We start from the raw sequence: 14,795 nt of genomic DNA, 5'->3' as shown, positions 1-14,795 counted from the left end.
ATGTCCGATATGTCTTATGTCCGCTCTGACATGTTGCCCGAACGCGCCCCGCCCGCATCATCCGTTGGGGTGATCGGCTGGATGCGGGCCAACCTGTTCAGCTCGGTTCTGAATTCCATCTTGTCGATCCTGTCGCTGGTCTTTGTGATCTGGATTATCGCGGCCTTCCTGGGCTGGGCCATCGCGCCCACCTGGTCCGGCACCTCGGTCAACCATTGTCGCGAACTGACGGGGGGCGGCCACGTCGCCTGTTGGGGCGTGATCCGGGAACGCTGGATCCAGCTTCTGTTCGGCTTCTACCCGCCGGCAGAATACTGGCGCCCGATCCTGGCCTTTGCCCTTCTGTTTGTGGCGGTGACGCCGGTGCTGTTCAATATGATCTCGCGCCGGATGAACTGGGTGCTCTTGTGCCTGGTGCTGGGCGTAACCGGCCTCTATCTGGGTGGCCTGATGGGCATGGTTCTGGGCGCGGCCCTGATCCTTGCCGGTGCGGCGCTGGGCTATAAAGCCCTGTCCACCGACAAAACGGCCCGCGCGGCCGAGATTGAACAGGGCGCAAAACGCCTGCCCAATCCGCTGATCTTCACTGCAATCTTCCCCTTCCTCACGCCGTGGCTCCTTTGGGGTGGCAGCTTGTGGATGCCGATTGCCGCAGCGCTTGGGTTCGTGATTGGCTTCTTTGCCTTCAAATACCTGTCCGCGGCCCTGGGCAGCCTGATCGGGATGATCCTGTCAGTGCTTGTTGTGCTGGGGTGGTGGTTCTTTATGGCGATGCCTTTTGGCAACGCGATGGCGTCGATCATTCCGCTGGATCTGGTCAAGGTTGTCAGCCGTGACTTTGGCGGCTTCATGCTGTCGATCACCATCGGTGTGGTGGCCATTGGCTGCTCACTGCCGATCGGCATCGTTCTGGCCCTTGGGCGTCAGTCGGATCTGTTCATCGTGAAGACGCTCTGCGTGGGCTTCATCGAGTTCATCCGCGGTGTGCCGCTGATCACGCTTCTGTTCGTCGCCTCGACGCTTCTGAACATCTTCTTGCCGCCGGGAACCGATTTCGACATCATCCTGCGCGTCTTGATCATGGTCACCCTGTTTGCCTCCGCCTATATGGCCGAGGTGATCCGGGGCGGTCTCGCGGCCCTGCCGCGGGGTCAGTATGAAGCGGCGGATGCGCTGGGTCTGGATTATTGGAAGGCACAGCGGCTGATCATCATGCCGCAGGCCCTCAAGATCTCGATCCCGGGCATCGTGTCGACCTTCATTGGCGTCTTCAAGGATACGACGCTGGTGTCGATCATCGGCCTTCTCGACCCGCTGGGCCTGTCAAACTCGATCCGTGCAGATGCGAATTGGATTGGACTGGTATGGGAGCTTTACGGCTTCATCGCCCTCCTGTTCTTCGTCTTCTGTTTCTCCATGTCGCGCTATTCGATGTATCTCGAACGTCGTCTGCGCACGGACCATCGTTAAAGGAGTAGAGTATGTCTTCTATTACTCTCGACCATCACGCCGACCGCTCGAAAATGCAGGTGTCGGATGAAGTTGCCATCGAAATTCGGGGCATGAACAAGTGGTATGGCGCGTTTCACGTGCTGCGCGACATCGATCTGACCGTCTATCAGGGCGAACGGATCGTGATCGCGGGGCCGTCAGGGTCGGGCAAATCGACCCTGATCCGCTGCATCAACCGGCTGGAAGAACACCAGGAAGGGCAGATCATCGTGGACGGGACCGAGCTCACCTCGGACCTGAAAAACGTCGACAAGGTGCGCTCAGAAGTGGGGATGGTGTTTCAGCACTTCAACCTCTTCCCGCATCTGACCATCCTGGAAAACTGTACGCTGGCGCCCATCTGGGTGCGTAAAGAGCCCCGCAAAGAGGCCGAGGCGCGCGCAATGCATTTCCTTGAGAAGGTGAAAATTCCGGAACAGGCCCATAAATATCCGGGCATGTTGTCGGGTGGTCAGCAGCAGCGCGTGGCGATCGCCCGTTCGCTGTGCATGATGCCGCGCATTATGCTGTTTGACGAACCCACCTCGGCGCTGGACCCTGAGATGATCAAGGAAGTGCTGGAAACCATGGTGGAACTGGCCGAAGAGGGCATGACCATGCTCTGCGTGACCCATGAAATGGGGTTCGCCAAAGAGGTCGCTAACCGCGTGATCTTTATGGATGCGGGCCAGATCGTGGAACAAAACGAACCGGAAGAGTTCTTCAACAACCCGCAATCGGAACGCACCAAACTGTTCCTCAGCCAGATCCTCTGATCTTTGCTTAAACAAACGTGGAAACGCCCCGGCCTGTGTCGCCGGGGCGTTTTCTTTTGGTCAGGGGTGTTCCGCCCCGCCATCCTCCGCCTGCGGCGGCCTCTTTGCGGAACGGCGTGGCCTCGCTTCGCTCGGCATTTTCTTGCCTCCGGCGGAGGTATTTGGAGCAAGAAAAAGAAACGGGTTGTTAACCAAAATCTGCCAGCATGATCATACGGGACAGGCGGAGGCGCCGATGACCGTGCAAGGAAAAGAGACCGGATCTCTTGGAGGAAGAGGGGGCTTCGGCGCCCTCTTTTTCTTGCTTCAAATACCTCGGGGTGAGCCTCGGAGAGGCGAGGGGCAGCGCCCCTTCCCCCACGCTTCCCCTGACGTATCTCCTTAAAGCGTTTCGGTTTTAACCTGACACAGGGCAAAACCGAAACGCGGCAAAAGATATCAATGTCTTGGGCGTTTCGGAATAAACATGTGTCTCAAGTTTATCCCGAAACGCCTTAACGATTGCGCGGGAAAGACGGTATGTCGGGAAACTCTGGTAACCAGTTTTCACGCCGCTCGGTCCAAAGCTCGTAATCCGGTGTGAACTGGTTGGGCTGATCCAGCGCGCCGAGGTGAAGCTCTATCTCATCGCCCGTCATTGCAAAGGCCGAGGAGCCGCAGGTGGGGCAGAAATGCCGCCCCTGATAGGCGTTTGTTTTGCCTTCAACTTGCACGGCATCCTGCGGGTAGATTGCGGCCGCATAGAAGAGCGCGCCGTGATGCTTGCGGCAGTTCACGCAATGGCAGATGCCCACCCGCAGGGGGCTTCCGGTTGTCGTGAAGCGGATATTGCCACAGAGGCAGCCGCCGGAGTGAGTGTCCATCTGGGTCTCCTTTCCGGCGATATGCCTCAGATCAGCTCGCGCGGCACCACGAACCCGTCCACAAGACCGCTGTGCCAGGTCACATCCGCCCAGCTGTCCACGTCAAACCGGATCACCGCAGTGGCGGCGGTGGGGAAATGGTGGAACTTCTCATGCGCGGGCGGTTCAGCCACCAGACGGCGCGCCAGATAGGCGGTGCCGGGATTGTGGGCGATCATCATCACCACCTCGGCCTCCGCGGTTTTGAGTTCCGCCAGCATAGTTTCGGGATCTGAAAGATACAGCGCGCGGCGATAGTCCGCTTCTGGCGCACCCACCAGTTTGTCCGCGATATTGGCCCAGGTTTCCCGGGTGCGCTCGGCGTCGGAACAGAGCACCTGGCCGGGCGTTGCCCCGTGATCAGCGATCCAGCGACCAATGGCCTTGGCCGAGGCCACGCCGCGTTTGTTCAGCGGGCGCTGGTGGTCCTCCAGCGCAGGGTCATTCCAGCTGGATTTTGCGTGTCGGGTCAGGATCAGGGTGCGGGTCATTTGGGGTGGAACGCTTTCATGTGGAAATGGGACTGCTCATTCAACCTGCCATAGGTTTGTGACAAAGGGCAAACAACTCGCACTGCACAACCGCCCGTTAGGCAGGATTGCCCCGCTTCAGTCTCGAGGTATGTGTGGCAGCGCGGCACGTCATACCCGTCTGCGGTCAGGGCCCCCACCGGGCAGGCGGTTTCGCAGGGTTTGGCGCAGGCGTCACAGGGGCGGGGCTGCAGGGCGGTTGGGGAAAGCACATAGGGCAGGCGCACTGCGCCGCGAAAACTCACCCACAGTCCGGCCCGGTCATGTACCAAAAGCGTAACGGGCGAGGACCACGCGCGCCCGCTCTCTTGCGCCCAGGCAAAAAACGGCGGGTAGGGCGGGCCGTCGGACGGGAACACCGCTTCGCCTTCCCATGCCGCCGCCAACCCGCCAATCACCCGCTTCGACCAGCGATCCAGCGGATCGGGCCGCCCATCCAGATATTCCGGCGCCGATGAAAATACCGCCCAGAACCCCGGCTCATGAGGCCCTAGCAACAGCACCGTCGCCGCGCCGTCCGCCACATGCCCGAACAGGTCCAACTGCGCGGCGCGGGCCGCCCGGGTCAGCTCCTCCAGCGTCATTTGTCCCGAAACGGCAGCATCAGGCTCCAGCCCAGCTTCGATGGCCGCGCGTCCTGCCACTGCAATCCGATCACCATCCCGTCATGCCCATCCTGCGGCTGGTCGGTATAGGTGCCGAACAGGCGATCCCAGATCGACAGGCAAAACCCGTAATTGCTGTCGGTCTCATGGCGATGCACCGAATGATGCACCCGGTGCATGTCAGGCGTCACCAAAACGCGTCGCAGCACCCGATCCACCCCCAGCGGCAGGCGCATATTGGCATGGTTGAACATGGCCGATCCGTTCAGAATCACCTCGAACAGCACCACCCCCAAGGCGGGCGCCCCGATCAGATACACCACCCCGATCTTGATCAGCATCGAGGCCGCAATCTCCACCGGGTGAAAGCGCAGCGCGGTTGACACATCAATGTCCCGATCCGCGTGATGCACCCGGTGCAACCGCCACAACAGCGGCACTTTGTGAAAGACAAGGTGCTGAAACCAAATGGCAAAATCCAAAATCAAAACGGCCAGAACCACCGACACCCAACCGGGCAGCGCCAGCCAGTTCAACAATCCCCACCCCTGCGCCGCCGCATCCATCGCCGCGCCAACCGCCAAAAGCGGCAGAAACACCGCCATCGCCCGCGTGGTCAGCGCGTCAATCACGATGATCGCAAAATTGGTGGTCCAGCGCGCCGCCCGCCCCTGCACACGGCGCTTGCGCGGCGCCCAGGTTTCCAGGGCGGTGAACAGCACGAACAGACCCAAAAAGGCCGTCAGTCGAATAAGGGCTTCATGTTCCATTCCGAAACTCTACGCCCCCTCCGCGCGGTGACAAGTCACATTGCCGCGACAGATGGCCACCACGTGATCTGCGCGCTTTTTCTTGTCGTAAATACCTCGGGGTGAGGGACCGCTCGTAGAGCGGGGCCGAGGGGCAGCGCCCCTTTTCACCCCCGCTCACACCCCCCTCAAGCGCGGATCATCGAGCCCGCACCGTGATCGGTGTAAAGCTCCAGAAGACAGGCATTGGGCGCACGACCATCCAGAATGACCACGGCGCGCACGCCGCCCTCGACCGCCGCCAATGCGGTTTCGGTCTTGGGGATCATGCCGCCGGCAATCACGCCCTCGGCAATCAATTCGCGAATATGGCTGGCGGAAAGTTCGGTCAAAACCTCGCCATCTGCGCCCTTCACCCCCTCGATATCGGTCAGCAAAAGCAGGCGATCGGCCTTTAGCGCGGCGGCAATCGCCCCCGCCATCGTGTCACCGTTGATGTTGAAGGTCTCGCCGTTGCGGCCCGCGCCCAGGGGCGCAATCACCGGAATGGTCTCCGCCGCTGCAAGGTCGCTCAGGATCGTGGCATCAACCTCGGCAGGCGTGCCGACAAAGCCCAGATCCGGGTTGGTCTGATCACAAATCACAAGGTTCGCATCCTTGCCCGACAGGCCCACGGCCTTGCCGCCCTCGGCATTGATCGCCTGCACAATCCGCTTGTTCACCACGCCCGACAGCACCATTTCCACGACTTCCACCGTGGCCGCATCGGTCACCCGCTTGCCATTCACCCAGTCGCTTTGGATGTCCAGCTTGTCCAGCATCGCGTTGATCATCGGCCCGCCGCCATGCACCACCACCGGGTTCACGCCCACATGGCGCATCAACACGATGTCGCGCGCGAAACTGGCCATATCCTCGTCGCTGCCCATGGCGTTGCCGCCAAATTTGATGACAACCGTCGCGCCGGCATAGCGCTGCAGATAGGGCAGGGCCTGGGAAAGTGTACGGGCGGTGGCGATCCAATCGCGGTTCATGTTCTGCGTCTTCATCTTTTTGTCCTTGTTCCCCCTTCTGTTACGCGCTGCACGCCGCCCTGCCAAGAGGGCATTGCGCCCCGCCGCCCCGGTGATAGGGTGAGCCCGAGAGACAAATGCCCTCAACCTGACAGGAACCTATCATGGCAGATGACCGCAAAACCCTTCTACTGACCGGGGCCAGCCGTGGGATCGGCCACGCCACCGTGCGTCGGTTCAACCGCGAAGGCTGGCGGGTGATCACCTGTTCGCGCCAACCCTTTCCGGACGAATGTCCCTGGGGCGGCGGGTCGGAAAACCACGTGGTGCTCGACCTCTCGGATCCCGCCGACACGATCAACGCGGTGGGCGTCATTCAGGAAAAACTGGATGGGCGGCTCGATGCACTGGTCAACAACGCGGGCATTTCGCCAAAGGGGCCGGGCGGCGCGCGGCTCAGCACGCTCGACACCGACCTGATGGATTGGGGCAAGGTCTTTCACGTGAATTTCTTCGCCTCGGTGGTTCTGGCGCGCGGGTTGAAAGACGAACTGGCCGCCGCCAAAGGCGCCGTGGTCAATGTGACCTCAATCGCCGGGTCGCGCGTGCACCCGTTTGCGGGGGCGGCTTACGCCACCTCCAAGGCCGCGCTTGCCGCTTTGACCCGCGAAATGGCCCATGATTTTGGCCCGCTGGGCGTGCGCGTGAACGCCATCGCGCCGGGCGAAGTGGAAACCGCCATCCTGTCGCCGGGGACCGAGAAGATTGTCGAGAAATTGCCGATGCAACGTCTGGGCCAACCCGAAGAGGTGGCCGCTGCGATCTATTTTCTCTGCTCGCCCGAAAGCTCCTACATCTCGGGGACCGAGATCGAGGTGAACGGGGCGCAGCACGTCTGATCTGGGCGGTCGGCGGGGCTTTAAAAACTTTAAACTTTCGCGTTTCTGACGGCGAAAACTTTAAAGTTTTCACCTGCAGACCTGTAAAGAGTTTAAAGTTTCGGACCTAAGTGGGGTCTCAGGCCCTTAGTCGAGCCCCGCAATGATCGCCCGCAGGGTGGCAATCCCGTCACCTTTTTCAGACGAGGTTAAAACCATCTCGGGATAGGCGGCCGGGTGTTTCGACAGGGCCTTGCGCACCTGATCGAGGATCTTTGCCCGATCCTTTTCCTTCACCTTGTCCGCCTTGGTCATAACCACTTGAAAAGTAACGGCAGATTTGTCGAGAAGGGTCATAATCTCCTCATCGACCTTCTTCACGCCGTGGCGCGAGTCAATCAGTACAAACGCCCGGCGCAGATTGGCACGACCCGACAAATACGACTTCAACAGGCGCTGCCATTTCTCGACCACCGCCACCGGTGCATTGGCAAACCCATAGCCCGGAAGGTCAACCAGATAGGGCCCATCCGTGGTGGTGAAAAAGTTGATCTCTTGCGTGCGCCCCGGCGTATTGGACGCCCGCGCCAGCTTGACGCGACCGGTCAGGGCGTTGATAAGGCTAGATTTTCCAACGTTGGAGCGGCCGGCAAAGCAGACTTCCAACCGGTCGGCATCGGGCAGGCCCGACATGGCCACGACCCCTTTCAGAAAGTCGGTTTGACCGGCAAAAAGCTTGCGCCCTTTTTCGCGAGAAATCTCATCCGGCTCCTCAGCCATCGGGAAAGGCAGTTGCGTCATTCCAGCACCTCGATCTTGTCGTCCACGGTGATTTCACCGGTTTTTGTTACCACCGCATGCACACCCATTTCCTGAATGCCCCACCCATCCCGCAGCGCGCCAAGCGTGTTGGCGTCGCGCTCTCCGGTGCGGGGGCTGGCTTCGGTCATGCGGCAGCGGGTGATCTCTTTTCGGATGGTGAACTCGGCGGTTCCTATGCGGATTGATTTACCGACCCAACCACGCTCTTCCCAAGGAAGAAGTCCAGATACCAACAGGTTACCGCGCCACCGCAACGGTGAGAGGTCGCGCCCGATCTGGTTGCAAACCGCCTGGTGGCTGGCAAGGTTGATCAGGGAAAGCGACACGGTTTGGCTGTCCGTCATCGCATTTTCCGCCTTGATGATACGCGCGGGTTTTGGCCGCCCAGCCGGGGTCAGGTGCTGGACCCAGTCGATAAATCGTGCCTGGTCTTCCGGCCTGTCCGGGTTGAACGTCAGGCCGGGCATTTTGGGGTGGGTCAGGGTCACCGTCCCGGTCGGCATGTCGAAATGGGCTTCCATCGCCTGCAAAAGTGGCACCCCGGCGCCCCGCGAAAAATTGCGGCATTCCTGCCAACCATCCAGGTTTTCTTCCAGTTTTGCCGCCTCATGGAGCACCGCCCACTGCCGATCAAAAGGCAAAGCGCGACCCGGTTCGAGCCGCGCTTTTACCATTGCTTCGCGCCCATGTCCCTTGATCGGGTGGCGCCAGATCTGGGCGATCTGCCCGGTCATCCGGCGTCCTTTGCACGGCGTTTGAAGCTTTTCAACACATTGCCCAGCACATCCGGTTTATGCCCATGGCTGCGCATGATCAGATATTGCTGCGTAAACGTGATCGTGTTGTTGGCGATCCAGTACAGCACAAGGCCCGAAGCAAATCCGCCCAACATGAACATGAACACCCACGGCATCCAGGCAAAGATCATCGCCTGGGTCTGGTCGGTGGGCGCCGGGTTCAGCTTTTGTTGCAGCCACATCGAGATCCCCAGAAGGATCGGCAGCACGCCCAGCGAGATGATCGCGAGGAAGCTTTCCGGTGACGGTGCGGCGTAGGGCAGCAGGCCAAACAGATTGAGGATCGAGCTCGGGTCCGGTGCAGACAGGTCGCGGATCCAACCTACCCACGGTGCGTGGCGCAGTTCCAGCGTGACGAAAATCACCTTGTAGAGCGAGAAGAAGATCGGGATCTGCAGCAGGATCGGCAGACAACCCGAGGCCGGGTTGACCTTTTCGCGCTTGTAAAGCTCCATCATTTCTTGCTGGACCTTCTGGCGGTCATCGCCTGCGCGCTCTTTAATTTTCTCCATCTCGGGCTGCAATTCCTTCATCTTCGCCATCGAGACATAGGATTTGTAGGCCAGCGGGAAGAGCACGGCCTTAATCACCAGGGTCAGGGCAATGATCGCCCAGCCCATATTGCCAATCACGCCATTCAACCAATGCAGCAGGGCAAAAATCGGTTTGGTGAGGAAGAAGAACCAGCCCCAGTCAATCGAGTCGAGGAATTTGTAAACGCCTTCGTTGTTTTGATAGTTCCGGATGGTTTCCCATTCCTTGGCGCCGGCAAACAAACGGGTCTCTGCTTCGATTGTGGCTCCGGGGGCGACATCCTGAACCGGCAAGCGGATCTGGGTTTGGAAGATGTCGGAGTTCTCCGCATAGCGCACAGCCGACGTGAAAGGCTGGCCCGAGGCCGGGATCATGGTGGTCATCCAGTAGTGGTCGGTAAATCCGACCCAGCCGTTTTCTTCGATTTCGGCAACCTCGGCTCGGGCACCTTCGCGGCTGTCAAAATCAAGATCGACAACATCATCATAGTCAATCTCCGCCAACTCGGTATCCGTCTGGCGAATGATTCCTTCGTGCAGGATGAAGAACCCTTTCAAGTCAGAGGGTTCGCCGTGACGCGCCAAAACACCGTAAGGCGCGACGCGATGGGCTTCGGTGCCAGTGTTTTCAACCGATTGCGCAATGTCGAACATATAGTGTTCGTCAACCGAGATCGTACGACGGAAGATCAAACCATTGGGGCTGTCCCAACGCAGGGTGACCGGAGTTGACGGAGTGAGTTTTTCACCACCTTCCACAGCCCAGATGGTTGAGGGACCGGGAACATCTTCGATTGCGGTCTGACCACCGGGCGTCCAGCCATAAAGCGCGTAATACGCACCAGCATCGCCGGTAGGCTTGAGCAGGGTGACGATCGGGCTCTGATCCGCAAGCGAGGTGCGATAGGATTTCAGGCGCAAGTCGTCAAGGCGGCCTCCCAGAAGTGAAATGGATCCCTCCAGCTTCGGCGTGTCGATATCGACTCGGCCTGCTTCAGCCTGAGCTTCCGACATGTCCTCGGTGGTGGACTGTGGGGCTGATGCCGTGTCGTCTTGTGTGGAGGACGCCGGTGGGGTCAGTTGTTCGGAACCTGCTTGCTGAGCTTCCGGGCTGGGAACAGGTTCCGCCGGGGGAAACATGATCAGCCATCCGGTGATCACGAGAAAGCTCAGTACTGTTGCCAGGATCAGGTTCTTGTTCTGGTCGTCCATCAGGCCCACCGCTCTTGAGGAAATTGGTCAGAGTGGTTCAAGCGGGCCTGAGGCAAAAGGTCAAGCAGTTTTCCCGGAAAAGACCAAGGAATACTCAGGAAACACTCAGGCGCGCTTGGGCAAGATGGCCGACGCGGCGACTTTTTCCTCAAGCGTTTGCAACCAGCCCACTGTGGCATCAAACGGCATGGGCTTTGCAATCGAGTATCCCTGAACGTGGGTGCAGCCAAGCTGGGCTAACATGGCATGTTCACCATGGGTTTCGACCCCTTCGGCAATGGCCTCCAGGCCGAGGCGTTCTGACATGGTGAGGATCGCGGCGATCATGCTTTGCTGATCACGATCCGAATCCACATGGGTTACAAAACTGCGATCAATCTTGATCCGGCTGACATCAAATCGGCGGATACTGGAAATTGAGGCGTGTCCGGTGCCGAAATCATCCAGATCCACGCCGCAGCCGAGCTGTGAAAAGGCCGCAATATTGCGCGAGGTAACGTCGTCATCCGACCGGGCCACGACGGTTTCAAGGATCTCGATGGTCAGTCGGCTGGGGTCAAGGTTGAAGCGGTCCAGTTCCCATTTCACCTTCTCGAACAGGCGCGGATTGCGCAGCTCATCAGCGGAGAAATTAACCGAAATTGACGGGACATCCAGGCCAAGTTTGTCCCAATCTTTCAAGGCCGTCAGCGCGTGATAAAGGATCACTTCACCCAGTCGCTCCGACAATCCGGCCTGGACCAGGGCGGGCAAGAAGGCACCTGGGGCAATCAGCCCCTTTTCCGGGTGGTTCCAGCGTGCCAGGGCTTCAAAGCCGGACAGGGCACCGGTGTCGGTAGAGAGTTGTGGCTGGAACCAGGGAACAATTTGACCATCGTTCAGCGCGTTCAGGATTTCTTTGATCGAATGCTCAGACGTGTCAGCACGCACGCGGGTATCGGCCGAATAGGCGCGGATGGATCCGGGACCCGAGAACATGGCTTCGCGAAGAGCACTTTCCGCGGCATTCAAAATGGCCTCACCGGATTGTTCTTTCACCCGAGATGGGATCGCAAAACCCACCGACAGGCTGCAATGCGCCTGAAGATTGTCGATAATGACGGGCTGATCGAAAGCGGCTTGCAGGCGACCGGCAAGTTGGATCAGCGCCTCCAAATCGGCGCGGCGCGTTTTGTCCAGACACAACCCAAACCGTGCGCCCCCCAAATGCGTCACCAGATCCGATGCGCGCATGACTTCCTTGATTCGTTCCCCGCAGCTGAAAAGCAGCTTGTCAGCCGCCGGATCACCAAGATTGCTGCGCGCGTCTTCAAAATGATCCACCTCGACGACGACGCAGGCTTTGGGCGGCACATCTTCCCGTTTCAACGCGCGATCCAATGATTTTACCAACCGCGGGCGCATGGGCAATTCCGTTATCGGATCCACCGGGCCATGGTTGATTTGCGGGGCGGGTTTGGTCAAAAGGCCGGCCACCAGCAGAAGACTTGGAAAGATGACTGCAAACACCACAAGCAGCCCTTCTCCGCCAAACCAGAACGCCCCGAGGGCTGCCGCTGGAAGAAATGCTGCCAATTGCGGCCCCAAAATTGCGGCACGAATGGTCTCTTTGACCCGTTTAGCGAAACTGGAAGTACCGATGGCAGCCATACATCTTCGTCCTCTTAACCCGGCGCGACAGTGCCCCGGCTCGGACAAATTAGGAACATGGAGTCAATCGATCGTTAATGGCGGCAAGGAATTTTGTTTTAATTTTCGCTATTTGCCGCTGCATCGCGCGAAAGCCCAACAAAATCGAACAATTGGGGATCCAGAAGGTGGCTTGGGCGGGTGTTCATCAACGCTTTGAACATAATTTGACGGCGCCCCGGGAAGTTCTTTTCCCATTGATCGATGATTCCCTTAACCTGTTGACGCTGCAACCCATCCTGGGAGCCGCACAAATCACAGGGGATGATCGGGTAGTTCATCTGGGTGGCGAACTTCTCGCAATCTTCTTCGGCCACATGGGCCAGCGGGCGATACACAAACAGGTCACCCTCTTCATTGACCAGTTTGGGGGGCATGGTGGCCAGGCGACCGCCATGGAAGAGATTCATGAAAAAGGTTTCCAGAATGTCATCGCGGTGATGGCCCAGCACCACGGCGGAACAGCCCTCTTCGCGCGCAATTCGATAAAGATTTCCGCGCCTTAGGCGCGAGCAGAGAGAGCAGAATGTGCGCCCTTGCGGGATCTTGTCCATGACAATCGAAAAGGTGTCTTCATATTCGATCCGGTTCGGCACCTGCATACGGTCCAGAAATTCCGGCAACACGGTGGCCGGGAAATTCGGCTGCCCTTGGTCGAGGTTGCACGCCAGAAGCTCGACGGGCAGGACACCACGCCACTTCAGCTCGTAAAGCGCGGCCAGCATGGTGTAGCTGTCCTTGCCGCCCGACAGGCAAACCAGCCATTTGGCCCCGCGTTCGACCATGCCGTATTGGTCAATGGCCTCGCGCACATTGCGGATGATCCGCTTGCGCAGTTTCTTGAACTCGGTGGTTGAGGGGGCGCCGGCAAAAAGCGGGTGGATATCGTCGAGCGTGTCAGTCATGGCCCCGCCTTTATTGGGTTTTCGCCCATGTGACAAGCCGTTCGCCCACCAAGGTACGAACCGGGGCGGAGCGCATGGCAGGGAAGGGCCGCCCCCGGCAGGCGGAGGCGGGGCAAGTTACAAAATCGGGTCGCGAAAACCTGAGCCAGGTTGGCGTGCGCGCCCTTGTGGCAAGCCAAGGTCCCGTCTCAGCTGATCCGGGACCGGCGCGCGTTTCTTGCGACGGGGCAGAGGGCGTCCTGCAAACAAGGCCGCCCGCAGCACCCGCCAGCGCCCATGGCGTTTCACCAACGCGGCAATGACCTGTGCCATCGGGTTGGCGGGACGCGGGGGGACGGGAGCGTCTGAAAAGAATGTCATAACCTGTTCCTTTTTTCGATTCGGGGGCAGTCTGCGACCTCAAGCCGGCTTTAGCTCAATCCTTGAAATGCAGACAGCATGGGGCCGCAGAAACCCGTTCGGTGACGTGGAAACGCACACCGTTCTGTCAGGCATAGTCCTTGGGGTGGGGGCGCGATGGCCCCCGATGATTACATCATGAGATCTCGGAACCCTGGGGGCGGATCGTGCGGCGGCAAGCCAATGTCGCGGCGCAGGTGATTGCTAAGCTCACTCCCCCTCGGCCGACGCAGCCGCGCCAGCAGATTGCCGAGCAGCACGCGTGTGACGCGGCCCGCCCCGTATTCGGTGACGAGATCGTTGATCAGATCCTGAAGCCGAGGCGCCCCAGGGTGAAAATTACTGTCCATCATTGCTTTATGACCGGTCTTCGCCGGTTCCCTTTCTTGAACGCGCAAGGGCCCGATGGGGCCGCGCGGATTGTGGGTGGAGATCACCGAAAAGAGTGCAATCGACCAAAGCAGGCGCCGGGCGCAACGCTGAGGGGATTGATCTTGATGGTGAGGTGTCAGGAAATTCCGAAAATCAGCGCGCAAAACACACCTGTCTTGCGGTCAATCTTGTCTGATCATCGAAGGCGACGGGGCCGTCAGGCGGTAATGCGGTGCATTACGAGGCGTGAGAGGCCGGGAAATCCGCTGCACGGCGGAGACATACGCTGATATTCGTCATGTAACGCCTCCTTCTTTCATGCGTTGCGGATGAGGGTGTTTTAGCGCAACCAAAACACCAATCAAGGAAGAGTTGTATGAAAATCAAATATGTGACGAAAAGGGCACGTCAGCCGTGATCGCAATGGGAATGATCGCGGTTTCCGTCGGGAACCGGGTCATAGCCACATGACCCCCAAGGGTTGCAGCGGGCAATGCGCTTGGCGGCAAGCCAGCTGCCTTTGATCGCGCCGTGTTTTTCCAAAGCTTCCAGCGCATAGGCCGAGCAAGTGGGTTGATACCGGCAATTGAACCCAACCCAGGGCGAAAAAATCAGCCGATAGGCCCGGATGGGCAGCGCGGCGATATGGGCAAGCGGGGTCATTGACGGGGCTTTCACTTTGGATTCTAGTTTTCTAGTTTTCTAGTTTTCTAGTTTTCTAGTTTTCTAGTTTTCTAGTTTTCTAGTTTTTCGGTTTCGGGCGCGGCTTGCGCGGGGTGTGGACCTCTTTCACGGCACGAATCAAATCTGCGACAAGATCAGTATAGGCGCGGCTGGCGGTTGCGTCCTTGCGGCCAATAAGCACGTAGTCCCAGCCGGGGTGCCCATGGGCGGGCAGAACTTCGCGCGCAATTTCACGCAGGCGGCGCTTGGCGCGGTTGCGGGCCACCGCGTTGCCGACCTTTTTCGAACAGGTATAACCGATGCGAATCTCATCCCCGGGCGCTTCCCCCTCCCGTCGCTTGCGGGCCTGTAACAAAAACGCTGGTTGCGGTGCGCGGCGCGCACGGGCGGCGGCCAGGAAATCCGGTCTTTGGGTCAGGGTGGTCAGGGGCATGAACA

Annotated in this window: 16 protein-coding genes; 3 read left to right on the top strand and 13 right to left on the bottom strand. The window is 59.3% G+C overall.

The window, feature by feature from the left end; genetic code table 11:
• Together ACP15V_RS03860 and ACP15V_RS03855 are read left to right on the top strand one after the other, a co-directional pair.
• Positions 1-1,470, top strand: coding sequence for an amino acid ABC transporter permease (locus ACP15V_RS03860; RefSeq protein WP_424942358.1), 1,470 nt, complete (start codon positions 1-3; stop codon positions 1,468-1,470).
• 53 nt (positions 1,471-1,523) lie between these two features.
• Complete coding sequence (locus ACP15V_RS03855; RefSeq protein ID WP_424942720.1) at positions 1,524-2,267, top strand: amino acid ABC transporter ATP-binding protein; 744 nt, start codon at positions 1,524-1,526, stop codon at positions 2,265-2,267.
• Between the two features lie 494 nt (positions 2,268-2,761).
• Here ACP15V_RS03855 and ACP15V_RS03850 read toward each other — a convergent pair whose 3' ends face one another.
• The 5 genes from ACP15V_RS03850 to argB form a co-directional block, all read right to left on the bottom strand.
• Positions 2,762-3,130 (bottom strand): GFA family protein, encoded by a 369-nt coding sequence (locus tag ACP15V_RS03850; protein ID WP_424942357.1) that lies wholly within the window; start codon positions 3,128-3,130, stop codon positions 2,762-2,764.
• Positions 3,131-3,156: 26 nt separating this feature from the next.
• Positions 3,157-3,660 carry a SixA phosphatase family protein gene (locus ACP15V_RS03845; protein ID WP_424942356.1) on the bottom strand — a complete coding sequence of 168 codons (504 nt, stop codon included), beginning with the start codon at positions 3,658-3,660 and terminating at the stop codon, positions 3,157-3,159.
• Positions 3,657-4,283, bottom strand: coding sequence for a ferredoxin (locus ACP15V_RS03840; protein ID WP_424942355.1), 627 nt, complete (start codon positions 4,281-4,283; stop codon positions 3,657-3,659). Before ACP15V_RS03840 ends, ACP15V_RS03845 begins: the two co-directional genes overlap by 4 nt.
• The gene (locus tag ACP15V_RS03835) at positions 4,280-5,074 is read right to left on the bottom strand and encodes a sterol desaturase family protein (RefSeq protein WP_424942354.1); all 795 of its coding nucleotides are present in this window, start codon (positions 5,072-5,074) and stop codon (positions 4,280-4,282) included. The genes ACP15V_RS03840 and ACP15V_RS03835 overlap by 4 nt, the downstream gene beginning before the upstream one ends.
• Before the next feature lie 167 nt (positions 5,075-5,241).
• A complete protein-coding gene (gene argB / locus ACP15V_RS03830; RefSeq protein WP_424942353.1) occupies positions 5,242-6,102 on the bottom strand; it encodes an acetylglutamate kinase in 861 nt (286 codons plus the stop codon).
• A gap of 128 nt (positions 6,103-6,230) precedes the next feature.
• Between argB and ACP15V_RS03825 the strand changes: the two genes are divergently transcribed.
• On the top strand, positions 6,231-6,965 hold the full coding sequence (locus ACP15V_RS03825; protein ID WP_424942352.1) for an SDR family NAD(P)-dependent oxidoreductase: 735 nt from the start codon (positions 6,231-6,233) through the stop codon (positions 6,963-6,965).
• A gap of 126 nt (positions 6,966-7,091) precedes the next feature.
• Here ACP15V_RS03825 and yihA read toward each other — a convergent pair whose 3' ends face one another.
• The 8 genes from yihA to rnpA all read right to left on the bottom strand — a co-directional run bounded on the left by yihA (position 7,092) and on the right by rnpA (position 14,790).
• Positions 7,092-7,745: a ribosome biogenesis GTP-binding protein YihA/YsxC gene (gene yihA / locus ACP15V_RS03820; RefSeq protein WP_424942351.1), complete on the bottom strand. Its 654-nt coding sequence runs from the start codon at positions 7,743-7,745 to the stop codon at positions 7,092-7,094.
• On the bottom strand, positions 7,742-8,500 hold the full coding sequence (locus ACP15V_RS03815; RefSeq protein ID WP_424942350.1) for an MOSC domain-containing protein: 759 nt from the start codon (positions 8,498-8,500) through the stop codon (positions 7,742-7,744). The genes yihA and ACP15V_RS03815 overlap by 4 nt, the downstream gene beginning before the upstream one ends.
• Positions 8,497-10,308 (bottom strand): membrane protein insertase YidC, encoded by a 1,812-nt coding sequence (gene yidC, locus ACP15V_RS03810; protein WP_424942349.1) that lies wholly within the window; start codon positions 10,306-10,308, stop codon positions 8,497-8,499. The genes ACP15V_RS03815 and yidC overlap by 4 nt, the downstream gene beginning before the upstream one ends.
• Before the next feature lie 105 nt (positions 10,309-10,413).
• Positions 10,414-11,958: a putative bifunctional diguanylate cyclase/phosphodiesterase gene (locus tag ACP15V_RS03805; protein ID WP_424942348.1), complete on the bottom strand. Its 1,545-nt coding sequence runs from the start codon at positions 11,956-11,958 to the stop codon at positions 10,414-10,416.
• A gap of 98 nt (positions 11,959-12,056) precedes the next feature.
• Positions 12,057-12,902 (bottom strand): tRNA 2-thiocytidine(32) synthetase TtcA, encoded by an 846-nt coding sequence (gene ttcA / locus ACP15V_RS03800; RefSeq protein ID WP_424942347.1) that lies wholly within the window; start codon positions 12,900-12,902, stop codon positions 12,057-12,059.
• 530 nt (positions 12,903-13,432) lie between these two features.
• On the bottom strand, positions 13,433-13,837 hold the full coding sequence (locus tag ACP15V_RS03795) for a hypothetical protein (protein ID WP_424942346.1): 405 nt from the start codon (positions 13,835-13,837) through the stop codon (positions 13,433-13,435).
• Between the two features lie 244 nt (positions 13,838-14,081).
• Entirely contained in the window at positions 14,082-14,336 is a 255-nt protein-coding gene (yidD, locus tag ACP15V_RS03790; protein ID WP_424942345.1) for a membrane protein insertion efficiency factor YidD, read from the bottom strand.
• A 79-nt stretch (positions 14,337-14,415) separates the two neighbouring features.
• Complete coding sequence (gene rnpA, locus ACP15V_RS03785; RefSeq protein ID WP_424942344.1) at positions 14,416-14,790, bottom strand: ribonuclease P protein component; 375 nt, start codon at positions 14,788-14,790, stop codon at positions 14,416-14,418.
• Positions 14,791-14,795 lie beyond the last annotated feature (5 nt).

Origin of the sequence: Aliiroseovarius crassostreae, from assembly GCF_049803815.1 — a bacterium.
Taxonomy (GTDB): domain Bacteria; phylum Pseudomonadota; class Alphaproteobacteria; order Rhodobacterales; family Rhodobacteraceae; genus Aliiroseovarius; species Aliiroseovarius crassostreae_A.
This window is presented reverse-complemented; position numbering and strand designations above follow the sequence as displayed.

Bases quoted from the DNA above. Each gene is read 5' to 3' on its own strand.
- ACP15V_RS03860 (WP_424942358.1), top strand. From the start codon at position 1: ATGTCCGATATGTCTTATGTCCGCTCTGACATGTTGCCCGAACGCGCC.
- ACP15V_RS03855 (WP_424942720.1), top strand. From the start codon at position 1,524: ATGCAGGTGTCGGATGAAGTTGCCATCGAAATTCGGGGCATGAACAAG.
- ACP15V_RS03850 (WP_424942357.1), bottom strand. From the start codon at position 3,130: ATGGACACTCACTCCGGCGGCTGCCTCTGTGGCAATATCCGCTTCACG.
- ACP15V_RS03845 (WP_424942356.1), bottom strand. From the start codon at position 3,660: ATGACCCGCACCCTGATCCTGACCCGACACGCAAAATCCAGCTGGAAT.
- ACP15V_RS03840 (WP_424942355.1), bottom strand. From the start codon at position 4,283: ATGACGCTGGAGGAGCTGACCCGGGCGGCCCGCGCCGCGCAGTTGGAC.
- ACP15V_RS03835 (WP_424942354.1), bottom strand. From the start codon at position 5,074: ATGGAACATGAAGCCCTTATTCGACTGACGGCCTTTTTGGGTCTGTTC.
- argB (WP_424942353.1), bottom strand. From the start codon at position 6,102: ATGAAGACGCAGAACATGAACCGCGATTGGATCGCCACCGCCCGTACA.
- ACP15V_RS03825 (WP_424942352.1), top strand. From the start codon at position 6,231: ATGGCAGATGACCGCAAAACCCTTCTACTGACCGGGGCCAGCCGTGGG.
- yihA (WP_424942351.1), bottom strand. From the start codon at position 7,745: ATGACGCAACTGCCTTTCCCGATGGCTGAGGAGCCGGATGAGATTTCT.
- ACP15V_RS03815 (WP_424942350.1), bottom strand. From the start codon at position 8,500: ATGACCGGGCAGATCGCCCAGATCTGGCGCCACCCGATCAAGGGACAT.
- yidC (WP_424942349.1), bottom strand. From the start codon at position 10,308: ATGGACGACCAGAACAAGAACCTGATCCTGGCAACAGTACTGAGCTTT.
- ACP15V_RS03805 (WP_424942348.1), bottom strand. From the start codon at position 11,958: ATGGCTGCCATCGGTACTTCCAGTTTCGCTAAACGGGTCAAAGAGACC.
- ttcA (WP_424942347.1), bottom strand. From the start codon at position 12,902: ATGACTGACACGCTCGACGATATCCACCCGCTTTTTGCCGGCGCCCCC.
- yidD (WP_424942345.1), bottom strand. From the start codon at position 14,336: ATGACCCCGCTTGCCCATATCGCCGCGCTGCCCATCCGGGCCTATCGG.
- rnpA (WP_424942344.1), bottom strand. From the start codon at position 14,790: ATGCCCCTGACCACCCTGACCCAAAGACCGGATTTCCTGGCCGCCGCC.